At 73.0% G+C, this 24,401-nt stretch carries 17 protein-coding genes; 9 read left to right on the top strand and 8 right to left on the bottom strand.

Annotated elements, in window-relative coordinates:
• Positions 1 to 479: 479 nt before the first annotated feature.
• The 8 genes from rpmH to OOT42_RS20175 all read left to right on the top strand — a co-directional run bounded on the left by rpmH (position 480) and on the right by OOT42_RS20175 (position 11,709).
• Complete coding sequence (rpmH, locus tag OOT42_RS20210) at positions 480 to 617, top strand: 50S ribosomal protein L34 (RefSeq protein WP_010849920.1); 138 nt, start codon at positions 480 to 482, stop codon at positions 615 to 617.
• An 11-nt stretch (positions 618 to 628) separates the two neighbouring features.
• Positions 629 to 997 carry a ribonuclease P protein component gene (rnpA, locus tag OOT42_RS20205; RefSeq protein WP_273652936.1) on the top strand — a complete coding sequence of 123 codons (369 nt, stop codon included), beginning with the start codon at positions 629 to 631 and terminating at the stop codon, positions 995 to 997.
• 7 nt (positions 998 to 1,004) lie between these two features.
• Positions 1,005 to 1,319, top strand: a complete 315-nt coding sequence (gene yidD, locus OOT42_RS20200; RefSeq protein ID WP_273652935.1) for a membrane protein insertion efficiency factor YidD — start codon at positions 1,005 to 1,007, stop codon at positions 1,317 to 1,319.
• Positions 1,320 to 1,340: 21 nt separating this feature from the next.
• Positions 1,341 to 2,618 carry a membrane protein insertase YidC gene (gene yidC / locus OOT42_RS20195; protein WP_273652934.1) on the top strand — a complete coding sequence of 426 codons (1,278 nt, stop codon included), beginning with the start codon at positions 1,341 to 1,343 and terminating at the stop codon, positions 2,616 to 2,618.
• Between the two features lie 51 nt (positions 2,619 to 2,669).
• The gene (locus OOT42_RS20190; RefSeq protein WP_273652933.1) at positions 2,670 to 3,182 is read left to right on the top strand and encodes a protein jag; all 513 of its coding nucleotides are present in this window, start codon (positions 2,670 to 2,672) and stop codon (positions 3,180 to 3,182) included.
• Positions 3,183 to 7,476: 4,294 nt separating this feature from the next.
• Positions 7,477 to 8,130: a 16S rRNA (guanine(527)-N(7))-methyltransferase RsmG gene (rsmG, locus tag OOT42_RS20185; protein ID WP_273652932.1), complete on the top strand. Its 654-nt coding sequence runs from the start codon at positions 7,477 to 7,479 to the stop codon at positions 8,128 to 8,130.
• Positions 8,131 to 8,557: 427 nt separating this feature from the next.
• Positions 8,558 to 10,363 (top strand): ParA family protein, encoded by a 1,806-nt coding sequence (locus OOT42_RS20180; protein WP_273652931.1) that lies wholly within the window; start codon positions 8,558 to 8,560, stop codon positions 10,361 to 10,363.
• Positions 10,360 to 11,709: a ParB/RepB/Spo0J family partition protein gene (locus OOT42_RS20175; RefSeq protein ID WP_273652930.1), complete on the top strand. Its 1,350-nt coding sequence runs from the start codon at positions 10,360 to 10,362 to the stop codon at positions 11,707 to 11,709. Before OOT42_RS20180 ends, OOT42_RS20175 begins: the two co-directional genes overlap by 4 nt.
• A gap of 63 nt (positions 11,710 to 11,772) precedes the next feature.
• Here the strand turns inward: OOT42_RS20175 and OOT42_RS20170 are convergent, their stop codons facing one another.
• The 8 genes from OOT42_RS20170 to OOT42_RS20135 all read right to left on the bottom strand — a co-directional run bounded on the left by OOT42_RS20170 (position 11,773) and on the right by OOT42_RS20135 (position 22,777).
• Positions 11,773 to 12,720: a D-alanine--D-alanine ligase family protein gene (locus OOT42_RS20170; protein ID WP_273652929.1), complete on the bottom strand. Its 948-nt coding sequence runs from the start codon at positions 12,718 to 12,720 to the stop codon at positions 11,773 to 11,775.
• 108 nt (positions 12,721 to 12,828) lie between these two features.
• Positions 12,829 to 14,181, bottom strand: coding sequence for a PLP-dependent aminotransferase family protein (locus tag OOT42_RS20165; protein ID WP_273652928.1), 1,353 nt, complete (start codon positions 14,179 to 14,181; stop codon positions 12,829 to 12,831).
• 218 nt (positions 14,182 to 14,399) lie between these two features.
• On the bottom strand, positions 14,400 to 14,732 hold the full coding sequence (gene trxA / locus OOT42_RS20160; protein ID WP_273652927.1) for a thioredoxin: 333 nt from the start codon (positions 14,730 to 14,732) through the stop codon (positions 14,400 to 14,402).
• Complete coding sequence (gene trxB / locus OOT42_RS20155; RefSeq protein ID WP_273652926.1) at positions 14,732 to 15,742, bottom strand: thioredoxin-disulfide reductase; 1,011 nt, start codon at positions 15,740 to 15,742, stop codon at positions 14,732 to 14,734. The genes trxA and trxB overlap by 1 nt, the downstream gene beginning before the upstream one ends.
• A gap of 114 nt (positions 15,743 to 15,856) precedes the next feature.
• A complete protein-coding gene (locus tag OOT42_RS20150) occupies positions 15,857 to 18,034 on the bottom strand; it encodes a protein kinase family protein (RefSeq protein ID WP_273652925.1) in 2,178 nt (725 codons plus the stop codon).
• A gap of 221 nt (positions 18,035 to 18,255) precedes the next feature.
• A complete protein-coding gene (gene murJ, locus OOT42_RS20145; protein WP_273652924.1) occupies positions 18,256 to 19,887 on the bottom strand; it encodes a murein biosynthesis integral membrane protein MurJ in 1,632 nt (543 codons plus the stop codon).
• Complete coding sequence (locus OOT42_RS20140; protein WP_273652923.1) at positions 19,884 to 22,226, bottom strand: DUF6049 family protein; 2,343 nt, start codon at positions 22,224 to 22,226, stop codon at positions 19,884 to 19,886. Before OOT42_RS20140 ends, murJ begins: the two co-directional genes overlap by 4 nt.
• Entirely contained in the window at positions 22,223 to 22,777 is a 555-nt protein-coding gene (locus OOT42_RS20135; protein WP_273652922.1) for an NUDIX hydrolase, read from the bottom strand. Before OOT42_RS20135 ends, OOT42_RS20140 begins: the two co-directional genes overlap by 4 nt.
• Positions 22,778 to 22,874: 97 nt before the next feature.
• Between OOT42_RS20135 and OOT42_RS20130 the strand changes: the two genes are divergently transcribed.
• Positions 22,875 to 24,398 (top strand): CCA tRNA nucleotidyltransferase, encoded by a 1,524-nt coding sequence (locus OOT42_RS20130; protein ID WP_273652921.1) that lies wholly within the window; start codon positions 22,875 to 22,877, stop codon positions 24,396 to 24,398.
• Positions 24,399 to 24,401 lie beyond the last annotated feature (3 nt).

The raw sequence follows: 24,401 nt of genomic DNA, 5'->3' as shown, positions 1-24,401 counted from the left end.
CGTCCTACCTCAGCTGATCGATCGTGGAGTGGTCGAGTCTCGCACGGCCCCCGTTGTCCACATAGTTGTCCACACCTGTGCGCGGTCGCCCGGCGGACTTCGTGACGGCACGACGCCGGGCCGTGGTGCGCCGGCCGTGACGTGTCGAGGCGGACCTCTCCACATGGGACGGTCCACGACGTCCACAGGCACGGCGACGACGAACGATGCTAGCCCGCGGCGACGCGCCGGGGGAGGCGTCCTGCCGGGTGACCTCACCAGGCGTCCGGGTAGGGTTCCGACCGGCAGACGTGGCGCTCACGCCCATTTGACCGGCCGCGACGGGGCGGCGTACCGTTGTCCAGCCTTCCTGATGGCTCCTGCTGGCGCGCCCTGACGCCACACGCCGCGTGCGTGTCCTTGGAGCAGTCGAGCTCGGCAGACAGACCCAGGTCCTGCGCTCACGCGCGGGGCCCAACCCGGATGTAGTGGAGACTCTCGTGAGCAAGCGCACGTTCCAGCCGAACAACCGGCGCCGCGCCAAGACGCATGGCTTCCGTCTGCGCATGCGCACCCGCGCGGGTCGCGCGATCCTCGCGGCCCGTCGCCGCAAGGGTCGCGCGGAGCTCTCGGCCTGACGCCAGCGCCGGTGCTGCCCGCCGCGCACCGGATGCGCCGCGCTGCCGACTTCGAGCAGGCGGTGCGCCGTGGTGCGCGCAGCGGCCGGGACACCCTCGTGGTGCACCTGACGACCAAGACCGACCTCGGACCCTCCGGTCCCGTGGTCGGTCTTGTCGTGTCCAAGGCCGTGGGCACCGCGGTGCGCCGCAACCTCGTCAAGCGTCGGCTGCGCGAGCTCGTGCGCGCCCGGCTCGACACCTGGCCGGCAGACGCGGGCGTCGTGGTGCGGGCGCTGCCCCCGGCGGCCACCGCCGAGTACGCGCGCCTGGGTGTCGACCTCGACTCGGCGTTCGCGACCGCCCTGCGGCGGACGTCCCGCCGCTCGACGCAGGCGTAGTCGTCCCATGACCTGGCGATCAGTGGTCCGCGGTGCCGTGCGCCTCCCGGCTCAGCTCGTGCTGCTCCTCCTGCGGGGGTACCAGCGCTTCATCTCGCCGATGACGCCGCCCACCTGCCGCTTCTACCCGTCCTGCTCGCAGTACGCCGTCATCGCGGTGACCCGTCACGGGCTGCTGCGCGGCTCGTGGCTCGCCGTCCGGCGCCTGCTGCGGTGCCACCCCTGGAACCCCGGCGGCGTCGACGACGTTCCACCGGCGCGGCCCCCGCACCACCACCACCGTCTTCACCGTCACCCTGACGTGGCTCCGTCCACGCACTGATCCCCTCCGAGGAGCCCCCGGATGTCGTGGTTCGACGGACTGCTCAGTCCGATCATGACCGTCGTGGCCTGGATCATGGTCCAGTTCCACGCCCTGTTCACGACCCTCGGGCTGAACCCCGAGAGCGGCGCTGCCTGGGGACTGTCGATCGTCGGTCTCGTGATCGTGATCCGGATCCTGCTGATCCCGCTGTTCTTCAAGCAGATCAAGGCGTCACGCGGCATGCAGCTGCTCGCGCCCGAGATGCAGGCCATCCAGAAGAAGTACAAGGGGAAGACCGACCCCGCGTCCCGTGAGGCGATGAGCCGCGAGACCATGGAGCTCTACCGCAAGCACGGCACGAACCCGTTCGCGTCCTGCCTGCCGATCCTGCTCCAGTCGCCGATCTTCTTCGCCCTCTTCCGCGTGCTGATCGAGCTGCCGCGCATCGCCGCCGGCACCTACGACCCGATCGGGCCCATGACGCCGGAGCTCGCCGCCCAGGCCGAGGCGGCGACCATCTTCGGCGCGCCGCTGTCCGGCACGTTCATGACCGCCGGCGACAACTGGCACATCCGGGTCGTCACCGTCGTCCTCATCATCGCGATGTCCGCGACGACGTTCCTCACGCAGCGCCAGCTGACCATGAAGAACATGCCGCCGGCCGCCCTCCAGGGGCCCATGGCGCAGCAGCAGAAGGTCCTGCTGTACGTCCTGCCGCTCATCTTCGCGTTCTCCGGTGTGAACTTCCCGATCGGTGTCCTCATCTACTGGACCACCACCAACCTGTGGTCGATGGGCCAGCAGTTCTACACGATCCGCCGGATGCCCGCCCCCGGCTCCGAGGCGGAGCGCCTCATGAAGGAGCGCAAGGCCCGCCGGGCTGCGTCGCGAGGCATCACGCTGGAGGAGCCGACCACCGCCACAGCCGTGATCGAGGAGAAGCCGCGCGGGCAGCGCCAGCAGCCGAAGCGCAAGGACCGGGCCAAGGGTGTCGCCGGTGCGTCCCCGCGCGTCGAAGGCCCGGACGCCACCACGGCCGACGACGACGCGCCGCCCGCAGGTACCGCCAGCACCTCGCGAGCGGCGACGACGGGTGCGGGCAGCAAGCCCAAGGGCACGGCGCCGAAGGGGGGCGCGCCGAAGGGTGGCCCGGCCAAGTCCGGCGGTTCGAAGCCGGGTGCCGGCAAGACCGGCCCGGCCGCGTCCGGTGGCACGAAGGCCGCAGGCGGCGGCACGCCCCGACAGCAGTCCTCTCGCGACGCGAAGGGCGGTGCGGGTGGCGACGGAGCCGGTCCCGACGGCCCTGCGCGGTCGTAGAGCCCGTCCCCACCACCAGCCGACATCCCAGTCGACGATCGGAGAGACCTCATGAGCCCGAGCTCGCCCGACGAAGCGGTCGAGTCCACCAGCACCAAGCGCCTCGAGGAAGAGGGCGAGATCGCCGCGGACTACCTCGAGGAGCTGCTCGACATCGCCGACCTCGACGGCGATATCGACATCGACATCGACCACGGCCGGGCGGCCGTCGAGATCGTCTCCGAAGACCCCGAGGACCGTTCGCTGCGTCGTCTCGCCGGCCGCGACGGTGAGGTGCTCGACGCGCTGCAGGAGCTCACGCGCCTCGCCGTGCAGACGCGGACCGGTGAGCGCAGCCGGCTCATGCTCGACGTGGCGGGGTATCGCGCGGCGCGTCGTGCCGAGCTCGTGAGCGTCGCGGAGGAGGCCATCGCGCGCGTCCAGAAGTCCGGGGCGCCGGTGTCCCTCACCGCGATGAATCCGTTCGAGCGGAAGGTCGTGCACGACGCTGTCGCCGCCGCGGGCCTGTCCAGCGACTCCGAGGGCGTCGAGCCCGATCGCCACGTGGTGATCCGCCCGGCCTGACCCGGGGGAGTGTTCGACGAGGGCGGGACGACGATCGGTCGTCCCGCCCTCGTCGTCTTTGTCGGCTCTGCCGTCTCAGCGCTTCTGCGCGCGAGCGTCGTCTGGCCGTCGGCCGGCGGACAATCCCTCCCCGGCTTCGACGCCGGACGCCTGCAGGCGACTCGTCGATGCGCGGCGAAGTGGTAGTTGACAGCGCGTGATCGAGTGGCCCGTCGGTGCGTGTTTCACGTGAAACAGTGGTCCGCCGTCCCCGTCCCCGTCCGCCGTCCGCCTCCGCCGTCCGCGGTCCGCCGTTGCGCTGGCGGTCGACCGGGAGTCGGCCGCGCGGTCGGAGCGCACTGTCGCACATGCGGGGCGCGGCCGTCGCGAGCCCACGAGCCGCCCTCACGCGGCGTCCATCTCCACCTGGTCGGAGATGGGTACCGGTCCCGTGAGACGACGTCGGCGTCCCCGCCATTCATTCGGCGAGAGAACGCTGAGTGAATCGTGCCCACCGCCGAGATTCGAGATCCGAGCATCAAGCGCCAAGAGGCCAAGAGGCCAAGAGGCCAAGAGGCCAAGAGGCCAAGAGGCAAGCGCCGAGCACGAGCACGAGCACCGGCACGAGCACCGACCGCGGAGCATGCTGCGTCGCGAACTCGCGGGAGTCAGATGGGAACGCTGCACGGAATCGCTGTGCAGGCGAGCCGAACCGACCGTCGAGCCAGAAGTCAGGGCGGTCCTGTCGGCGTGCACGCTTCTGTTTCACGTGGAACACCGGACCGGATCCGTCGAGGGCCTTTCCCGATCAGGAACGCCAGGCGATGACGAGGTGGCTCTGAGTCGGGCGCCGGATGGCAGCAGTTCGCGCCCCGTTAGCCGTCTGATGAGCGGTTCGCGCTACAAGCCAGAGGCCTGGTCTCAGTTCTCTGGAAGCCGTTGTACAACGTGCCCGAGCGTGAGCGCGATACGCGTACGCGCGTGCCAATCTCGGCACATTGTCGCGTTTCGGCGGATGGGCCGACGGCGCACGTCTATCGCGGCCAAGCATGCCTAGCCGTCGTCGGCGTGCAGCCCTCGTGGTTTCAGACCCCAGCATCACGCCTCAGGACCTCGAAGCTACAGACTCGCCCTTCCGGAGCGAGCAACTCGCACTCGCGATTCCGGACCTCAGCATCACGCGTCGGCTGCGGATCTCGGCCCTAGAGACTCGCGGTTCCGGACCGAGAGATGCGGCCTCGCGGTTGCGGACTTCAGTGCGACGGCTCGGCTGCGCACCTCGGCACCACCGACATGGTCCGGACCTAGGCAATGTGGGCTCGGCGTCGTCGAACTCAGGGCGCCTGGCACACGGTTCCGGACCTCGGTGAGGGCCGGCGTTTGCGGATCTCAGCACCGCGCGCACAACTGTGCCCAGCTCGCAATGCTCGCAGGTCCCCCGAGACGCGCACAGGTGTGGGCTACGCGCCAGCCGCCCTCGCAAGCAGAACCTTGCCGGACCGGTCCCCGGATCCCTGTGCGCGACGTCCCGTCGCGCGACCGGCGCACCCACGGGTGCGCGGTCGCGTCGGGCAACGTGATTCGGCCTCCGCCGACGGTGAGGTGGTCGCGCTGACCGAGCAGGTCGGGCGACCACTCGCCGGGCGTCGGCCTGGTTGCGCAGAACCCACGGACTGCCCACCTGCGGGGGACGGCGTGCTGGCCTGGGAGGCCCCCGACCTCACCCACGCGCGAGCAGACGTGGACGGCCGCGCCCCATGAGCGGGTTGCGGTGTGGTCGATGGCTGGCTCGCGCGGCCGGCGTGGACGCTGACGAGGCTGACTCGTCAACGCTCGACGCGTTGATCGGCCGCGGCCCTGGGCGAACACCTCGACATTGCCGCCGGCACCGCATGCCGCCAGGCCTGCGGTGCGCCTCGGTTTCACGTGAAACACCCGCTCTCGCACGGTCGGCCAGATGCGCGTCCCGTCTTCGACCCAACGTGCCGCGGTCGCGGATTCCCAGACGCCTTCGTGGGCTGTGCCGCCGAGCACCATGCCGTGTCGTGGAACTGGGCGGGCCGCACGTCCAAGTCAGGGTGTATGACGCCGAGAGGAGGAGGCGAACCTCCTGAGTAGTCGGGGCGCCCTGATCGAAAGCAGTGGGAGCCGCGCCCGCCTCTTGCGCATCGACCCGATGGGAGCCCATCGGCTCGGGGGAGGCGAACATCAGCGACCGCGCTCGGCGCGTTTCACGTGAAACGCCAGTGGGCCCTGGCGGGGCCGTGCGTGTCCAGGCGCGGGACCAGTCGGGTGCGGCGTGGTGGTCGACGCGCCTTTCGCTACTCCGTAGCGAATGCCGCGCTCATCACCACCGGTGGTCCGGTTCGAGGCGACCATCGCCTCGCGGGGCTTGATCGAGTCGCTCACGCCCGAGCGCCTTGTCTCGGTCGCTCCGCGTCGAGCTCTCGGCCCGGGATGCGGGTGCCAGCACCTGTCGAGCCGTCGACGGGTCCGCACCCTGGAGGGAGGCGGTGCCGCAGCCCCGTCTCCTGTGTGCGGGTACGCGCGCGTCGGTTGGAGTGGGGGCCGCCGTTCCGTCTAGCCCGTCGAGGGCTGTTGCCCCCCGCTTGCTAATCCCGCAGGGCGGCCCAGATGTCGGGGATCGGGAACGTGCTGCGGGCGGCTAGTGGGGACGTGCGCGAGCTGGCCGGCCGTCGTTGGCAGGGCGAGGCGGGTCGCTCCGTGGACTAGCGCGAGGTCCGAGGCGTGCTAAGGGATCGCTGACGGCGGAGCACCCCGGGACCTCGTGCCGGCAGCGCGGTGCCGACCGCACCCAGACGCACGCCGAGCGCTCGACGCGCGTTCACGTGCTCGGCGGCGCTACCTTCGTCCGCTGTTTCACGTGAAACGGGCGGTCTCCATTGAGTGCGCCGGGAGCGGACGACCATGTCTGCACCGCGTCCAGCGGCCCGATGCCTGGACGCACGGTGTCCCTCAGGTCACTCGGGCGACGTTCCGAGCTCTGATGCCAACTCGTGTGGGTCGTACGAGCACGCGCGTGCGGTATGCAATCGGCATGACGAGGTCGGTGGCGCGCCGGCTCGGGGCAACGGCATGAGCAGGCGCGGCCGTGAGAGTGCCCGAGTTGATGAACGATGGCTCCTGGCTCCTGGCTCCTGGCTCGTGGCTCGTGGCTCGTGGCTCGTGGCTCGTGGCTCGTGGCTCGTGGCTCGTGGCTCGTGGCTCCTGGCTCGTGGCTCCTGGCTTCCGGCTTCCGGCTTCCGGCTCCTGTTCCTGGCATCCGGCTTCCGGCTCCTGGCTTCCGGCTCCTGGCTTCCGGCTGCCGGCTTGCGCCTCACAGCTTCCTGCATCCGGCCTCCGAAGAGGCGCCGACATGAGAGGCCTCGAATGTGCCGCGACAAGCGCCGCACCCCGGCGCGCGGGCGTGGTTGACGGACAGGAGGTCGATCCGCGCAGAGCGTCGGCCGGAGTGCCGGTCAGTGCGAGGGTGTCCGGACACGAGCCGACGTAGCAGCGAGACAGCGCGGGGGTGGCATGGACGTAGCGCGAGTCCGGGGTGCGCGGCTGCGTGACTCACGCTGGCATGGGCATGCTCGCTCTCTCATGGAGCGGTCGCAGCGGAAGGGTTGCGCGCGAGGTGTCGGGCAAGCCCCGAGCGGCCGCGGGGCGGAGGGGATGACCGCAACCCCGATTGACGGGGTTTCACGTGGAACAGCGGCCCGCATTCGGGTGGGGCGCGACGTTGTTGGCGGCGCGACGATTGCCGCGGCGTTGTTGGCGAGCGCGAGGATCAGGTCGCACCCGCCACCTTTGCTGGTGCGAGCGGCGTCCACGTCGGGCGAGGGCTCCTCACGGTCTCTACCGAGGAGCAGCGCCTGCCGACGGTAGGTCGGCGGGCGCAAAGGGAGGCGGCCGGGCGGTACAACGTCGAACAAGACAGCCCAGCCAGCGCGGGCACGGCGTAACAGCGTCGGATGCCTGGCCGCGGTGGTGTCGACGAGCACTCGGATGGACCAGTCGTTGCCGGGAGCGGTCGACGTGTGGAGGGCGCACTCACGTCCCGGCAGAGGGCCTCACGGAGCCTGCTGTTTCGAGCCGTCGGCGTGTCGCGCGGGATGTCGCAGACCGGTTGGCGACCCGCCTGTGTATGGCGCGGAGGCGTGTCGGGGCTCACGGTACGGTGGGGCGTCGCCGACGGCAGAGGGGCTTTTCCCGGTTGCCTGGAGGTGGCCCTCACGGCTAGCACTGGCCGCGGTCCGACCGCTTTGTTTCACGTGAAACGGGGGATGCAGTGACGGGAGATGCCCCCGACGTGGCAGCCGACAAGGACCCGCTCACGGGGGATCCCGTTGTCCAGCAGTTCTTCGGCGACGCGTGGCCGGCCGTCAACGGGTTCCACTCGATGCTCCTGGATGAAGGCGTCCTCCGTGGACTCGTGGGGCCCCGTGAGGTGTCGCGCCTGTGGGGGCGGCACCTGCTGAACTCCGCCGCGGTGGTGCCGTTCCTCCCTGAGCGCGGACGGATCGTCGATCTTGGAAGTGGCGCAGGCCTGCCGGGCGTCGTCGTCGCAGCCATGCGTCCCCAGTGTGAAGTCGTCCTGCTGGAGCCCATGGAGCGTCGCACCGACTGGCTGACCGAGGTGGCCGAGCGGCTTGGGCTCGACAACGTCGTGGTCGAGCGGAACCGGGCGCAGGACGTCCATGGCCGCTTGATCGCCGACGCGGTCACTGCACGTGCCGTGGCGTCCCTCGACAAGCTCTACAGGATGGCCCTCCCCATGCTGCGTGCCGGCGGGGTGCTCGTCGCGCTCAAGGGCGAGAAGGCCGAGCAGGAAGTGCAAGACGCCAAGAGCATCGGGAAGAAGTGGGGGGCCGGCGTTGCCCAGGTTGTGGTGGCGCCGACGATCGCCGGAGTCGAACCCACGCGAGTCGTCCGGGTCGTACGGGAGGTGGCGGGTGTTCGGTAGGAAGAAGCGCAAGGCGGAGCCGGTCTCGGCGGAGCCAGGGCTGATGCCTCCGTCGAGCCCGTTCAGCGTCAATGGGGCCGCATCGCCCGGATGGACCCCTGACAACGGGTCGCCCGACGACGCGGAGCCCCAGGTCGCCGCGGCGGAACCCGCGGGTGAGCACCGCGTCGGGGGAATGGGCAACGGTTCGCAGGACTGGTCGACCCCGCCTACGTCTCCGCCTGGCGACGGTGGAGAGAGTGCCGCTTCGCCCGCAAGCGCCGCCGAATCGTCCCCGATCTCTGCTGGGAGTACCCCGGGGGAAGGATCATCGGAACTGCCTGGCGAGCCAGCGTCGTTCCTGGAGGGGGCGCGCAGTGCATCAAGCGGCATGACGCCGTCGGAACAGCCGGCGCAGCCCGTTTCACGTGAAACAGCTGCGGAGAGGGTGAGTGACACCGACGGCCCAGTCTTCGGTACCGCTCGCACTGACGGAGGAGCCGCTCACCCCGACGCCATCAGTCCTCAGGCTGACGGCGGTACTGCCTACGCCGACGGCGGGGCTGCTCACGGAGACGAGACGACCGCGCACACCGACGGCGAGGCGACTCACGCCGATGGTGAGTCCGCGCACGCAGCCGGAGGTGCTGTTGATGCGGGCGGACGAAGTGCTCGCGGCTCCGAGGTTGGCGACGACGCGGAGGTGGCGGGCGCGGTTTCACGTGAAACGGCTGGTCTGGCCGGCGGCGACGCCGTGCGGATCTTCCAGGACGTGACGCCGACGAGCGAGACCTCGCACCCGGGGTCGGGCGAGCAAGAGGACGCGGCCCTGCAGACCACCCCGACGGTGGTCACGGAGACCACCCCCGATGGGGGAGAATCGGTGGGCAGCCTCGCTGCGACGGGCGTCGCCCATGACGCCGGACCGGCGACCGCCGGACCTGACGCGGTGGAGCCCATGCACACCCCGGTCGGACCAGACGACGGCGGTCGCGCGGACGAGGGTGCAGAGGCCGGTGATTCCCGCGGTCTCGACGACCGCGCCCCGGCGCTCGATGAGGACGACGACCTGCACGTGAACTCAGACCACGCGTCGCTGCGCGACAGCGGTGACCCCATCCACCACGCCGACACCGACGAGCACCGACGCGCCGCGCTCGTGAACAGCCTTCCGCAGGCGGACGCCGAGACACCGCTGATGGCCGAGCTGCAGCTGGACGCACGCCGTCGTATCGAGCTGCGTGGTCGACGCTTCCCGCGACCTGCCGCGACGCGGGTCATCACGGTGGCGAACCAGAAGGGCGGCGTCGGCAAGACGACCACCACCGTCAACCTCGCGGCCGCGCTGGCGCAGGCCGGTCTCAACGTCCTGGTCCTCGACAACGACCCGCAGGGGAACGCGTCGACGGCGCTCGGGATCGAGCACCGGGCGGGGACGCCGTCGATCTACGAGGTCCTGGTCGACGGTGCCCCGATCGAGGAGGCGGTGCAGGAGAGTCCCGACGTCCCCCACCTGTGGTGCCTGCCGGCGACGATCGATCTTTCGGGCGCGGAGATCGAGCTCGTCTCGATGGTGGCGCGCGAGACGCGCCTCCGGAACGCCCTCGACCGCTACCTCGAGTGGCGGTCAACGCAGGGGCTCGAGCCGATCGACTACGTGTTCGTCGACTGCCCGCCGAGCCTCGGCCTGCTCACGGTCAACGCGTTCGTCGTGGCGCGCGAGGTGCTCATCCCGATCCAGTGCGAGTACTACGCACTCGAGGGATTGAGCCAGCTCCTCAAGTCGATCCAGCTGATCCAGGCCCACCTCAACCCCGACCTCCACGTCTCCACGATCCTGCTGACGATGTACGACGCGCGCACGAATCTCGCGCAGCAGGTGGCGGAGGAGGTTCGGACGCACTTCCCCGACCGGACCCTGCGGACCACCGTCCCGCGGTCCGTCCGGATCTCGGAGGCACCGAGCTACGGGCAGACCGTGATGACGTACGACGCCGGCTCCTCGGGCGCGCTGGCGTACCTCGAGGCGGCGCGTGAGATCGCCGAGCGTGGCGCTGGGACGACGGTGGGGTCCACCGACGGGACGGAGGGCGTGGCGTCGGCGAGCGTGGCAGTCGACGCGGTCACGCACGGGCACGGTGACCGGACGACGTCCGCGGTGGACGGCGGGTCGTACTCGGCGGACGACGGCGCCGCGACGCACGAGCAGAACCACGGCGAGCCGGTCATGGCCGCACACCAGGAGGAGCAGTGAGCGAGAAGCGACGCGGTCTCGGCCGGGGTCTCGGGGCCCTCATCCCGACCGGACTCGACGGGCAGCGGCCCACGGGTGAGCGTCCCGTCGACGTGTTCTTCCCTGACGCGAAGCGCGAGAACGGGAACGCGACGGGGACCGCCGTGGCTGACCAGGCCGCGGACACGACTGCTCCGGACACGACTGCTCCGGACGCCGCAGAGACGGCCGGCGGCGCCGGCGCGGCCAACGGGACCGGTACGTCGACCGGCGCGGCGCCCAACGGTGCGGCGTCCGACGGTGCGGTGAACGCCGCAGCGCTGGTGCGCGACGGCGTCGCCGGGGTCGACGGCACGGGGGCGCCCACAGGTCAGAGGGCGGGGTCGGACGGACCGACGAACGGCCAGGCGGCGGCGAACGGCCAGGCGACCGACGGTAGCGGTCCGCCGTCGGCGTCGGGCGGCGGTGAGCCGGCGACCGGTGCCGCATCGTCGAACGGCGTCCCCGCTGCCGGTACCGCAGGTGCCGACGTCGACGGCTTGGTTCCTGTGCCGGGTGCGCGCTTCGCCGAGCTGCCCGTCGCGTCCATCCGCCCGAACCCCCGCCAGCCGCGGACCGTCTTCGACGAGGACGCGCTCGAGGAGCTGGTCGGGTCGATCCGTGAGATCGGCGTGCTGCAGCCGGTCGTCGTCCGTGCGGTCGACGAGGGCTACGAGCTGATCATGGGCGAGCGCCGCTGGCGCGCCACCCAGGCGGCCGGGCTGGACTCGATCCCGGCGATCGTGCGGGACACCGAGGACTCGGACCTGCTGCGTGACGCGCTGCTGGAGAACCTGCACCGTGCGCAGCTCAACCCGCTCGAGGAGGCGGCCGCATACCAGCAGCTGCTGGACGACTTCGGCTGCACGCACGAGGAGCTCGCGACGCGCATCCACCGGTCGCGTCCGCAGATCTCGAACACCCTCCGCCTGCTGAAGCTGCCGCCGCTCGTCCAGCGGCGGGTCGCGGCGGGCGTGCTGTCGGCGGGTCACGCACGTGCGCTTCTCGGTCTGAGCGACGGCGCGGCGATCGAGCGGCTGGCTCAGCGGATCGTGGCCGAGGGACTCTCCGTGCGGGCCGTGGAGGAGATCGTCGCGCTGGGCGTCGATGGTGCGACGCCGGCGCGGCGGGCCGCGCCCCGGGCGGGCGACCGCAACGCGGCCCTCGACGACCTCGCGGCCCGGCTGTCCGACAGGTTCGAGACGCGCGTGAAGGTGGCGCTGGGCAAGACCCGCGGTCGTCTCACGGTCGAGTTCGCGTCGGTGCAGGATCTCAACCGCATCCTGGAGAGCCTGGCCCCTGAGGACCCGGGCCTGCTCAAGAACTGACCCGGCCACCCGGGCGAGAGCGACGAAAAGGGCCGCGGATCGGTTGATCCGCGGCCCTTCTCGTCACGCGAGGGAAGCAAGCACCAACGACCGGTACAAGTCCCCAAGATTGTGCCCAGCACCCTCCGCGGCCTGCGGCAGGAGCGACGTCTCGGTCATCCCCGGGGCCACGTTGACCTCGAGGAACCACGGTCGGCCGGCGTCGTCGACGATGAGGTCCGTGCGCGACAGGCGCGTGAGGCCGAGTGCCCGGTGCGCGGTCACCGCGGTGTCGCACACGGCCGCGACGACGTCGTCGTCGAGCCGCGCCGGCGTGAAGTACTCGACACGTCCGGGGTTGTAGCGCGCGTCGTAGTCGTAGGCACCGTCGGTCACGATCTCGACCGGGGGGAGCGCGACGGGTCCGTCGCCCGTGTCGACGACGCTCACCGCGACCTCGGTCCCGGAGATCGCCTGCTCGATGAGCGCCGTGTCGCTGTACGCGAAGCAGTCGACCATCGCGCGGGGCAGGTCGTCGGCCGACGTGACGAGGTTGACGCCGAGGGCGGACCCTCCACGGGACGGCTTCACGACGAGCGGGAGCCCGAGTCGAGCGACCACGGCGTCCAGCACACGACCGGCGCCGAGCTCACGGAACAGCGACTGCGGCAGGGTCACGAACTCGGGGGTCGCAAGACCGGCGCGCGCGACGATGGTCTTCGCGATGGGCTTGCTCCAGGCGACCCGGCTCGCGCGCGGGCCGGTGCCGAGGAGGCGCAGCCCGAGCAGCTGCACCACGTCGCGCACGGAGCCGTCCTCGCCGGAGGCGCCGTGCAGCAGCGGCCAGACCAGGTCGGGCCGGAGGTCGGTGAGCGCCGGTACGAGGTCGGCGTCGACGTCGTGGATCGAGACCTCGATGCCCGCGGACCGCAGCGCCTCGGCGACCCGCCGTCCCGAGCGCAGCGAGACGTCACGCTCGTGGGACAGGCCACCCGCGAGCACGGCGACGCGCGGAGAAGACGGGATGGTCACGGCGTGGGTCCTCCGAGGGCGTGGAACTGAGAGAGAGCCATCACGACGCGGCCGACGGCGCGTGGGCGGTCGACGCTGTGGCCACGGTGACGGTGCGGGGGAGCGCGGTCAGGCGACGTCCGGGCCGGGGAACTGCACGCTGTCCGGCACGCCGCGGGCGCGGGTGCCGAACAGCTCGACGAGCTCGCGCTCGTCCGCGACGACGCCGGCGAGTCGTCGGACACCCTCACGGATCCGTTCCGGCGTCGGGTAGCAGAACGACAGCCGCATGTGGTCGGCGCCGGATCCGTCGAAGTAGAAGGCGGTGCCGGGCACGTAGGCGACGCGGGCGGTGACGGCGCGGGGCAGCATGTCCTTCGCGTCGAGCCCCGCGGGCAGCCGGACCCAGGTGTAGAAGCCGCCGTCGGGGACGTTCCACGACGCCTCGGGCAGGTGCTCGGCCAGTGCGGACACCATGGCGTCACGTCGCTCGCGGTACTGCTCGCGGTAGACCTTGATCTGGCCCCGCCAGTCGGACGTCGCCAGGTAGGTGGAGATCGCGAGCTGTGACGCGTTCGAGGGGCAGAGGATGGCGGACTCGGAGGCGAGCACGAGCTTCTCGCGGACGGCGTGCGGGGCGACCACCCAGCCGACGCGGTAGCCGGGGGCGAAGGTCTTCGAGAACGACCCGAGGTAGACGACGCCGTCGGCGTCGAGCGAGCGGATCGCGGCCCGCGGCTCGCTGTCGAAGCCGAGGAGGCCGTACGGGTTGTCCTCGACGACGAGCACGCCGTAGCGCTGCGCGATCTCGAGCACGCGCGGGCGACGCTCGACGGACAGCGAGACGCCCGCCGGGTTGTGGAAGTTCGGCACGGTGTACAGCAGCTTGACGGTGCGACCGGCGGCGGCAAGCGTGGAGAGCGTCTGCTCGAGCGCCTCGGGCACGAGGCCGTGGGCGTCGATGGGAACGTGCACGACGTCGGCCTGATAGGCGCGGAAGACGCCGAGGGCGCCGACGTAGGACGGGGCCTCGGCGACGACGACGTCGCCCGGGTCGACGAAGATCCGGGTCACGAGGTCGAGCGCCTGCTGCGACCCCGTGGTGACAACGACGTCGTCGGGGTGTGCGTCGATGCCCTCGAGCCGCATGACGTCGAGGATCTGCTCGCGCAGCGTCTCGTCGCCCTGCCCGGATCCGTACTGGAGCGCCTGGAGGCCGCGGGTGGCGACGACGCGGGCAGCCAGCTCGGCGAGGTCGTCGAGCGGAAGGCCCTCGAGGAACGGCATGCCGCCGGCGAGGGACACGACCTCCGGCCGGTTCGCGACGGCGAACAGGGCACGGATCTCCGAGGCGCGCATGCCGTGCGTGCGCGCGGCGTACGCGGAGAGCCAGGGGTCGAGCCGCGTGCCGGTTCCCGCCGCGGCGGAGGACGTGGGGTGGCCGCCCGACGTCTCGCGCGGGGGCCCAGGCTGCGTGGTCATCCCGGCAGTGTCGCACGTCACGGTGCGGCACCCGCGCAGGGTGCGGCCGCCGAGACGTGCGGATCCGGTGCAGATCGCCGGGCGCGCCCCCGTCAGCAGGCAGGGTGTGCACGGAGCGCGGACGCCCAGGACGGCCCGACGCGCGGCCGCCGAGGGGAGGACGACGAACGGGCCGCCGCCCCGGGTGGGGTCGGCGGCCCGTCCGGACGCGACGGTGATCAGGCTGCGGCGAGCACGCCCTCGATCTCGCCCGCGTAGAACGACTTGGGGCGTGCACCGATGACGGACTTCACGAGCTCACCGCCGACGTACACGTTGAGCGTCGGGATGGACACGATGCCGTAGTCGGCCGTGACCTGCGGGTTCGCCTCGGTGTCGACCTTGACGATCTTCACGCGGCCCTCGTACTGCGCGGCGAGCTCGTCGAGGACGGGCGCGACCATGCGGCACGGCCCGCACCACTCGGCCCAGAAGTCGACGATCACGGGGATCTCGGAGTCGAGCACCTCGGACTGGAAGGTGTCGTCGGTGACGGCGGTGACGTTGCTCATCAGGCCTCCTGGACGAGGACGGGTGCGACGGTCGGCGGGACCGGGTCGACGACGTGGTGCGCGGTGTCGCCGAGTGCGGCCAGGTAGTGCTGGGCGTCGAGGGCGGCGGCGCAGCCGGACCCGGCCGCGGTGATCGCCTGCCGGTAGGTGTGGTCGACGACGTCGCCCGCGGCGAAGACGCCCGGCAGGTTGGTGAGCGTCGAGCGGCCCTGCACCGAGACGTAGCCGTTGTCGTCGAGCTCGATCTGCCCGACGAGCAGGTCGGTGCGCGGGACGTGGCCGATCGCGACGAACACGCCGGTCGCGGGGTGCTCGCGCGTCTCGCCCGTGACGGTGTCGCGCAGGGTCACGCCGGTGACCTTGTCCTCGCCGTGGATCGCGACGACCTCGGAGTTCCACGCGAACTCGATCTTCGGGTCGGCGGCGGCGCGGTCGGCCATGATCTTCGACGCACGCAGCTGGTCGCGGCGGTGCACGAGCGTGACGCGCTTGCCGAACCGGGTCAGGAAGGTGGCCTCCTCGACGGCGGAGTCGCCACCGCCGACGACGATGATCTCCTGGTCGCGGAAGAAGAACCCGTCGCAGGTCGCGCACCACGACACGCCACGGCCGGACAGGCGCTTCTCGTCGTCCAGGCCGAGCTCGCGGTAGGCGGAGCCGGTCGACAGGATGACGGCGCGCGCGGCGAACGTCTCACCGCCGGAGACGGTGACCGTCTTGACGTCGCCTTCGAGCGACAGGGCGACGGCGTCGTCCCACAGGACCTCGGCGCCGAACTTCTCGGCCTGCTTCTGCAGGGCGTCCATGAGCTCGGGGCCCTGGATGCCGTCGGGGAAGCCGGGGAAGTTCTCCACCTCGGTGGTGTTCATCAGCGCGCCACCGGCGGTGACGGAGCCGGCGACGACGAGCGGCGCGAGGCCGGCACGGGCCGCGTAGATCGCGGCGGTGTAGCCGGCGGGGCCCGATCCGACGATGACGAGGTCGCGCACGGTGCTGGGCTGGTCGCTCACGTGAGTCCTTGGGGTACGGCGGGCCGGCGGGTGCCGGCAGCGGGCTGTTCGCTCAACCGATCGTAGGCCGGTTCTGTTCCGCGTCCCGACGGGCGAGACGCGTGGCGTCGAAGGTCAGCCGAGCGACATCTCGTTGAGCTCGAGGCGGAAGCCGCCGTCGGCCGCGGTGGGGAGCTGCGTGATCCACACGACGACGGTCGACGCCTCGACGGGGTCGAACTGGAACACGGTGTCGGGGCCGACCGGACCGGACGCGAGGACCGTGCCGCCGCCGGGGTCGGCCGCGGTCGTGTTGCGGATCTCGACGTTCCCGCCAGTGCCGTTGACGTGCAGCGTCACGCTCGACAGCGTCGCCGGGCCCTGCAGGTTGACGATGTAGCCGACGGCGTTCTTGAAGCCGGCGAAGTCGTCCCGCTTGTACGTCTGGGTGTACCAGTACGTCGACGGGTCGCCGTCGTAGGCGCGGGCGACGGCCTCCTCGTGCTCGCCGTCGGTGTCCGAGGGGTCGAACGAGGTGGACGACGCGATGACCGGGGCCGCGCCGGCGGGTGCCTCATTGGCGGGCGTCTCGCCGGGCTGCTCGGACGGCTGCTCGGGCGCCGGCGACTCGGCGGGCTGCTCCTGCTGCGTCTCCTCGCCGCCCGGCTGCGCGCCGGTGTCGCCCCCGAAGGACGAGAACAGCGACCTGAACGCGATGACCACGCCGATGACGACGGCGATCGCGACGATCGCGAGGACGAGCTTGGTGGGGTCGAAGCGCCGGCGCTCGGGCGCGACGGGCTCGTCCCAGCCGAGCTCGTCGAACGACTCGATCCCGTCGTCGGGCGGGAGCACCGGGGGCTGACCGTACGGACCGTCGGCGCGGTACGCCGACGTGGGCCGGCGGACGGGTGCCGACCCGTAGGCGCCGCCGGGGCCGCTCTGCGGCGGGGGTGGCACGCTGCCGACGGGTGCGCGCGGAACGGACGCGGCGGCGGGTGACACGGGCGCACCGTGGGAGGCGAACGCGCCGGGGGTCGCGGCGGGCGGAGCGACCGCCGTCGGCGGCCCGCCGGCAGGCAGGACGCTCGTCGCCTCGACCCCGTCGGCATGCCCGGCGCGATCGTGACCGCCGAAGGCGTCGCCGTACGGCCCGCGAGGCCCGGGCGGGGGCGCGGTCACGAGACCGGGCGGGAGCGGCATGGTCGGGTCCACGTGCTCCGGCGGACCGGCGGGTGCCCCGGAGGCGACACCGGCACCGGCGGCCGCACCGGCACCGGCGGCGGCACCGGCGGCGGCACCGGCACCAGCGGCGACGGCTCCGGGCCCGGCGGCGGAGAACGCGCTCGACCGGGACGGCGCGGCGGGCGGGGGCGTCCCGGGCCGGTTCGACCCGGGCGGCGGCGAGTCGAACGCGCTGCGGACGGACTGCCGCTGGACCCGGACGGGCTCGGTGTCCTGCGAGACGACGTCGGCGATCGACGGCGCGGCGGTGGCCGCGACGGCACCCCCGAGGACGGAGGTCGTGTCGGGCACGGACGCGACGGCGCGGATCTCGCCCCACGGCTCGAGCTCGCGCACGAGCTCGCCGGGGCTGTGCGGGCCGTCGTCGTGCGGGCCGAGCGTCACGCCGCAGAGGGTGTCGAGGTCGGCGGGGATGCCCGCGACCAGGTCGGACGGCGGGACGGGCCGGCCGCCCAGCAGCGGGGAATCGGGCAGCGGGTCGCCGCCGCCGGCGCGGTCGTCGGCGGGCCAGCAGCCCGTCAGGGCGGCGTAGAGCAGCCGGACGAGCCCGACGGTGTCGGACCGCGTGGTCGCACGCGCGTCGCCGCCGGCGGTGCCGAGGAGCGCGGCGTCGAGCGCGAGCCCTCCGAGCAGCACGCGCCCGTCGGAGTTCACGTGCAGGACGGACGGGCGCAGCGCGAGGTGGTGCACACCGCGACGTCGGGCGACCTCGAGCGCGGAGGCGGCCTCGCCGATGACGGCGCGCGCCTGGTCCGGGGTGAGGGGTGCGCGGGCGACGAGCTGGGCGAGCGACGGGCCGGTGACCTGCTCGGACACGACGTAGCCGACGCCCTCGTGCGTGCCGACGTCGAGCACGCGGACCAGGCGGGCGTCGGTGACGAGCGCGGCGCGGCGGGCGGCGTCGAGCGCGGGTGCGACCGCGCCGGCCTCGAGCACGCGGACCCGGACGGGACGGTCGAGGATCTGGTCGGTGGCCTGCCACGCGCTGGCGCCGTCGAGGTCGGAGGGTGCGGGCGCGACGATGCGGTAGCGGCCCGCGAGCACGGTGCCTCGTCCGACCTCGCTCACCAGCACCTCCTCCGGGTGGTCATGTCCGTCCGTCTCCGCCGACCCTACGGGGCGGGCCGCGGGGAGGTCACCTGCATGGTAGACGGCGGCCCTGGACGGCACGGCAGACCGGCATGATATCCGGACGAACGGGACCACCGGGGATGAGCCGGGCGACCTGGGGACGGCCGGCGAACCGTCGCCGACGGGCCGGACCGCCGGGCCGACCGCCCGGGCGGACCTCAGCCGCGACCGGGTCGCAGCCGCGCGAGCACGGGCCGCAGCAGCCCGTCGAGCTCGGTGACGCGCAGGAGCCGCAGCACCCCGAGGTAGGTGGCACCGCCGAGGCCCCCGGCGACGACGCACACGACGACGGACTGCCCGAGGCCGTCGGACAGCCCCGCCGCGACCGCCCGCGTCGCGAGCCACGCGACGGCCATGGCGGGCACGACGGCGACGAGCGCCCGCACGTGCAGACGCACGATGCGCCCGCCGTCGACCCGACCGAGCCGGCGGCGCAGGTACCAGGTCGCGGCGACGGCGCCCACCAGGTACGAGACGCTCATCGCGAGACCGGCGCCCGCGGTCCACCACGAGGGCGGGGCGAGGAGGCTCACGAGCAGCGCGCCGCCCGCGACGACCACGGCCATCGCGACCTGGATGGGGACCATGCCGCGCGCGTCCTCGTACGCGTAGTAGACGCGCTGCGCCATCGACCACGCGCCGAACGCGGGCAGGCCGACGACCATCGCCTGCACGACGCGCGCGGTCGCGTCGACCGCGTCGGCGGGGGAGTTGAACGCGATGATGTCGGTGACGGGCCGTGCCAGGACCAGCAGGAGGCCGGCGGCCGCGACGGTGAACAGCCCGACGACGCGGACCCCGTGGGAGAACGTCGACCGGACCCCGTCGAGGTCCTGGTCGTGCGCCTGCCCCGACAGCCGCGTGAACAGCGCGGTCGCGAGCGACACCGTGACGAGCGAGTGCGGCAGCATGAAGATGCTGAACGCGACGTCGTAGGCGTTGTTCGACGCGACCGTCGTCGCCTCCGACGCGCTCGGCGCGCGCGACGCGATGCGCGACACCACGACGTTCCCGAGCAGCCCGATCGCGAGGCCGACGAGGGTCCACGTCGCCACCTGCCCGGCGCGACCCAGGCCGGAGCCACGCAGCCCCCACCGGAAGCGGTAGCGGACCCCGGCGCGGCGCAGCGACGGCACCAGCACGAGAGCCTGCATGACGACGCCGAGCGTGGAGACACCCGCGAGCAGCGCGACCTGCCCGCTCGTCCACGACGACGCGACCCCGACGCCGCTCGTGGCGGGGTCGCCGAACACGACGAGGAACGCGACGAAGCCGCCGATCGCGACGAGGTTGTTGACGACGGGAGCCCACATGAACGGGCCGAACGAGCCGCGGGCGTTGAGCACCTGCCCGAGCAGCGCGTACACCCCGTAGAAGAACAGCTGCGGGATGCACCAGTACGCGAACGTGGTGGCGAGCGCCATCTGGTCGGGGGCGGCGTCGGCGTACAGGTTCACCAGGAGCGGCGCCGCGAACGTGAGGACGACGGTCGCGACGGCGAGGACGACGAAGCCGAGGGTGAGCAGCCGGTCCACGTACTCCTGCCCGGCGTCGCGCTTGTACGCACGGACGACCTGCGGCACGAGGACGGCGTTGAGCACGCCGCCCGCGAGCAGCATGAACAGGATGTTCGGCAGCTTGTTCGCGACGGAGAACGCATCGGCGGCCTCGCCGGTGACGCCGATCGCGGCGACCAGCACCATCATCCGCAGCAGCCCGGTGACCCGGGAGACGGCGGTGCCGGACGCCATGAGCGCCGCGCCGCGTCCGATGCTGCCGGGGCCGTTCATGAGGGGTCCTCTCGTCGGGGCGGCGCGGGCGGGGTCCCGACGGGCGGGGTGTGCCGTGCGGACGCGTCGCCGTCGCCCGCGTCCGCGACCCCGCCGAGCACGCCGAGCGACGTCGGCGCGTCGGATTCCGCCTCCAGCCGGGCGCCGCGGCGGGCGCTCTGGCCGCGACGGACGGTGCGCACGATGCCGAGGACCAGCCCGACGAGCAGCAGGACCCCGACGACGACCGTGCCGACGTCCTCGATCGTCGGCTGCACGCGTGCGCTGAACTCGACGGGCGAGGAGACGGGTGCACCGTCGACGGTCTCCAGGTGCGCGAACACCCGGACCTCGCAGTTCGCGTGCGCGACGAACCGGACGACCACGCTCGCCTCGTCGCGCGCGGCCACGTCGACCGGTGCGACGGGCCGGGCCTCGAGGCACGTCTTGCCCGGTGTGACGACGAGCTGGACCGTCACGGGCACGTCGAGGTCGTTGCGCACGGTCATCCGCGCGTCGGTCGACGAGCCGAAGATGTTCGCGGTCCGCGGCTGGACGATCGCCAGGCCGCTGGTGCGGGCGTCGAGGTCGGCGACGACCGCCGCGACCAGGGCGCTGCGGCCGGTGCGGTCGGCCCGCCACGCGACCGCGAGCGGGGCCAGCACCTCCTGGTCGACGCCGGCGAGCAGCGTCTCGGGCTCGGAGGTGACGTCGGCGAAGGCGAGGGTGCGCTCGCGCGCGGCGGCGAGGACCTGCACCTGGCCGGGCGGCAGCTCGGCGTCGTCCACGGCGGAGTCGGACGCGGGCGTGCGGGTCTGCGCGGCGCCGTCGAGGAGGGTCGACGCGGGTCGCAGGCGGACCCACGGGGCGGCGTCGAGCGCGTCGAGCAGGGCCGTCGTGTAGGCGACGTCGGGCACCCACTCGCGGTCGGGTGCGAGGAGCACGTCGGGCGGGCCGGACTCCTGGCGGGTCGCGACCGCGAGCTCGGCGAGCGTGCGCTGCACGGCGGTCGCGGGCGACGCACCGGGCTCGACGCTGCGCGGGTCGGTGAGGAGGTGCGTGAGGACGGCGTCCGGAGCGAGCGCGGCGACGTTCGTGCCGCCGGCGCGGACCTGCGTGCGTGCGGTGACGGCGGCCTCGGCGTCGTCGACGTCGGCGACGGGCAGGACGAACGCGGCGGCCCCGGCGTTCGTGGCCAGGCTGACGGTCGCCTCGTCGGGAGTGCGCGCTCCCGTGCCCCACAGGACGACGGGCACGTCACCGGCACCGGTCTGCTCGGTCCACGTGCGCGCGGCCGCACCGGCCGCGGCGGCGAGGTCGGGGCGTGCGCCGTGGGCGATCGCCGCGACGTCGGGGTCGGCCCACGGCAGCGACAGCACGTCGCGCTCGGCGAGGACCTGCGTGACCTGGTGCGACCACTGCCGCGCGCGCGGTCCGGCGAGCGCGGACTGCGCGAGGAGCGCGGGGTCGACGACGGCGCTCACGTGGGGCGTCTCCGCGAGCAGCCGGGCGGTCTGCGCGAGGCGCTCGCCGGTCGCGGTCGCGTCCTCGAGCCGGTCGACGGACGACGGGTCGGGCGGCAGCACGGTCGTCGCGGGCGTGCTCGTCGGGCTCGGCCCGGCGGCGGTCGCACCGTCCTCGGCCGCGTCGTCGCCGGCCGCGGTGTCGTCGGCCGCGGTGTCGCCCGTCCCGCCCTCGTCGCCCGTCCCGCCCTCGCCGTCCGCCCCGGTGGCGTCGTCGGCGGAGGGGGTGACCGGAGCGGTCGGCGGCCCGACGACGGGCACGGCGACGGAGACGTCGGTCGCGGGGACGTCGTCGGACGGCAGCCACAGCAGGAACGTGCGCTGCTGGCCGACCAGGCGGCTGCCGGTCCGCGCGTCGACGGTGAGCCCGCGCGGGCCCCACACGTCGGCGCCGCCGGCGAGCCGGATGTCCTGGGGCGGGACGGTGAGCTCGACCTGGACGCTCGCGCCGGCCGGGAGCGGACCCTCGATCGCGGCGGTGGCGACGACGCTGCCCGACGCGAGGCCGCCCGACACCCACGTCTGCAGGTCGGCGCGGGTGTGGGGGCGGACGCGGCTCAGCCGCAGCACGGCAGACGGTGACGCGACGTCCTCGGACCCGTCGTTGCGGATCGTCGCGGTGACGGTCAGCTCGTCGCCGGGCCGCAGCACCTCGGGCGTCACGCGCGTGACCTGCACGGACACGGGCCAGGTGGCGGTGGGGCTGGGGGAGGGCGTGGACGTGGCGCCCGCGGGCGGCACGGCGACCACCGTCCCGAGGCACAGCACGGCGAGGGTGACGGCGAGCAGGACGAGGGCCGCGCGGTGGACCTGGCCGCGGCGCAGGGCCGCGGTCATGCCTCGCCGACGAGGACCACGAGCGCGGCTTCCGCGAGGCGCCGCTCGTTCGGGTACGCGAGGCGGTCGTGTAGGTCGACGACGGGGACCCACGCCGCGTCCTCGGCCTCGCCGTCGGGGTCGCCCTCGACGGTGAGGGTGCCGCCGACGGCGCCGAGCAGGAAGTGGTGGACGACCTTGTGCACGCGGCGGTCGTCGCCGGAGAACCAGTAGTCGATCACGCCGAGGCGCCGCAGGACCTGACCGGTGATGCCGGTCTCCTCGGCGATCTCCCGGACCGCGGCCTGCTCGGGGGTCTCGGTGCCCTCGAGGTGGCCCTTCGGCAGGCACCACTCGAGGCGGCCCGCCCGGTTGCGGCGGGCGATGACGGCGGCCTGGTACACGCCGTCGCGCTGCTGGACGACGATCCCGCCCGCGGACGTCTCGTCGACGACCGGCAACGGTGCAGGTGCGGGGCGCACGACGGCGTGCCGGGGGTCGATCCGCAGCGCGTGCCCACCGGGTGGCGCAGGCACACCCCCGGGCACGGAGGGCTGCGCCGGGCTCGACATGCGGCCACTGTAACGACTCGTCGGGAGCGTCCGGTTCCGTGTCGGCCGTGCGGGTGCGCGCCGCGCGAGGGCGACCGCGTCTGGCAGGCTTGGACGAGTGCCCTCCCTCGACCCGACCGGCGCCCCCACGGGCGTGAGCACCACCGACCCGTCCGCGGCCCTCGCGGCGCTGCGCCGCCGTGCGCTCGGCGTCCTCGCGGGCCTGTCGGCCGACGCGATCGAGCTCGGTGAGCTGTTCCGGGCGGCGGGGCACGAGCTCGCGCTGGTGGGCGGACCGGTGCGCGACGCGTTCCTCGGTCGCCTGAGCGCGGACCTGGACTTCACGACGTCCGCGTCGCCGGACGAGTCGGAGGCGATCCTCGCGCGGTGGGGCGACGCGCACTGGGACATCGGTCGCGAGTTCGGCACGATCGGCGCGCGACGGATGCCGGGCGGCCGGCGGGGGAGCACCCGCGACGTGCTCGTCGAGGTCACGACGTACCGCACCGACGCGTACGACCCGTCCTCGCGCAAGCCCGAGGTCGTGTTCGGCGACTCGCTCGAGGGCGACCTGTCCCGCCGCGACTTCACGGTCAACGCGATGGCGGTGCGGCTGCCGGACCTGACGTTCGTCGACCCGTTCGACGGTCTCGCGGACCTGGCGCGAGGCGTGCTGCGCACCCCGGTGGACCCGCGGCAGTCGTTCGACGACGACCCGCTGCGCATGATGCGCGCCGCGCGGTTCGCGGCGCAGCTCGGGTTCGACGTCGACCCGGCGGCGCGCGCGGCGATCACCGACATGGCGGACCGCATCGCGATCGTGTCGGCAGAGCGGGTCCGTGACGAGCTGTCGAAGCTGCTGGTCTCGGCGCAGCCCCGCGCGGGCCTGGAGGTGCTGGTCGAGACGGGTCTCGCGGACCACGTGCTGCCGGAGCTGCCGGCGCTGCGGCTGGAGATCGACGAGCACCACCGGCACAAGGACGTCTACGAGCACTCGCTCACGGTGCTGGACAAGGCGATCGCGCTGGAGACGGGCCCCGACGGCGCCGTGCCCGGCCCCGACCTCGTGCTGCGCCTCGCGGCGCTGCTGCACGACATCGGCAAGCCGCGCACGCGCCGCTTCGAGCCGGGCGGCGGCGTGAGCTTCCACCACCACGAGGTGGTCGGCGCGAAGATGGTCGCGAAGCGGCTCAAGGAGCTGCGGTTCGACAAGGCGACCGTGCAGGCCGTCGCGCGCCTCACCGAGCTGCACCTGCGTTTCCACGGGTACGGCGAGGGCGGCTGGACCGACTCGGCGGTGCGCCGCTACGTCACCGACGCCGGCCCGCTGCTGGAGCGCCTGCACCGGCTGACCCGGTCGGACTGCACGACGCGCAACCAGCGCAAGGCGGCCCGGCTGTCCGCGGCCTACGACGACCTGGAGTCCCGCATCGCGGCGCTCCGCGAGCAGGAGGAGCTCGCGTCGATCCGCCCCGACCTCGACGGGACGCAGATCATGGAGATCCTCGGCATCGGTCCGGGGCGCGAGGTCGGCGCCGCGTACAAGCACCTGCTGGAGCTGCGGATGGAGCGCGGCCCGCTCGGCGAGGACGCGGCGCGCGCGGAGCTGCTCGCGTGGTGGGAGTCCCGCTCCGCGGGGTGACGA

This window comes from Cellulomonas fimi, from assembly GCF_028583725.1.
GTDB lineage: Bacteria > Actinomycetota > Actinomycetes > Actinomycetales > Cellulomonadaceae > Cellulomonas > Cellulomonas fimi_B.
Note: the sequence above shows the minus strand (reverse complement) of the source record. Positions and strands in the feature narration are given on the sequence as shown.

Coding starts and splice junctions, on each gene's coding strand:
- OOT42_RS20135 (WP_273652922.1), bottom strand. CDS start 22,777: ATGTCGAGCCCGGCGCAGCCCTCCGTGCCCGGGGGTGTGCCTGCGCCA.
- OOT42_RS20190 (WP_273652933.1), top strand. CDS start 2,670: ATGAGCCCGAGCTCGCCCGACGAAGCGGTCGAGTCCACCAGCACCAAG.
- yidD (WP_273652935.1), top strand. CDS start 1,005: ATGACCTGGCGATCAGTGGTCCGCGGTGCCGTGCGCCTCCCGGCTCAG.
- trxA (WP_273652927.1), bottom strand. CDS start 14,732: ATGAGCAACGTCACCGCCGTCACCGACGACACCTTCCAGTCCGAGGTG.
- OOT42_RS20165 (WP_273652928.1), bottom strand. CDS start 14,181: ATGACCACGCAGCCTGGGCCCCCGCGCGAGACGTCGGGCGGCCACCCC.
- OOT42_RS20140 (WP_273652923.1), bottom strand. CDS start 22,226: ATGACCGCGGCCCTGCGCCGCGGCCAGGTCCACCGCGCGGCCCTCGTC.
- yidC (WP_273652934.1), top strand. CDS start 1,341: ATGTCGTGGTTCGACGGACTGCTCAGTCCGATCATGACCGTCGTGGCC.
- murJ (WP_273652924.1), bottom strand. CDS start 19,887: ATGAACGGCCCCGGCAGCATCGGACGCGGCGCGGCGCTCATGGCGTCC.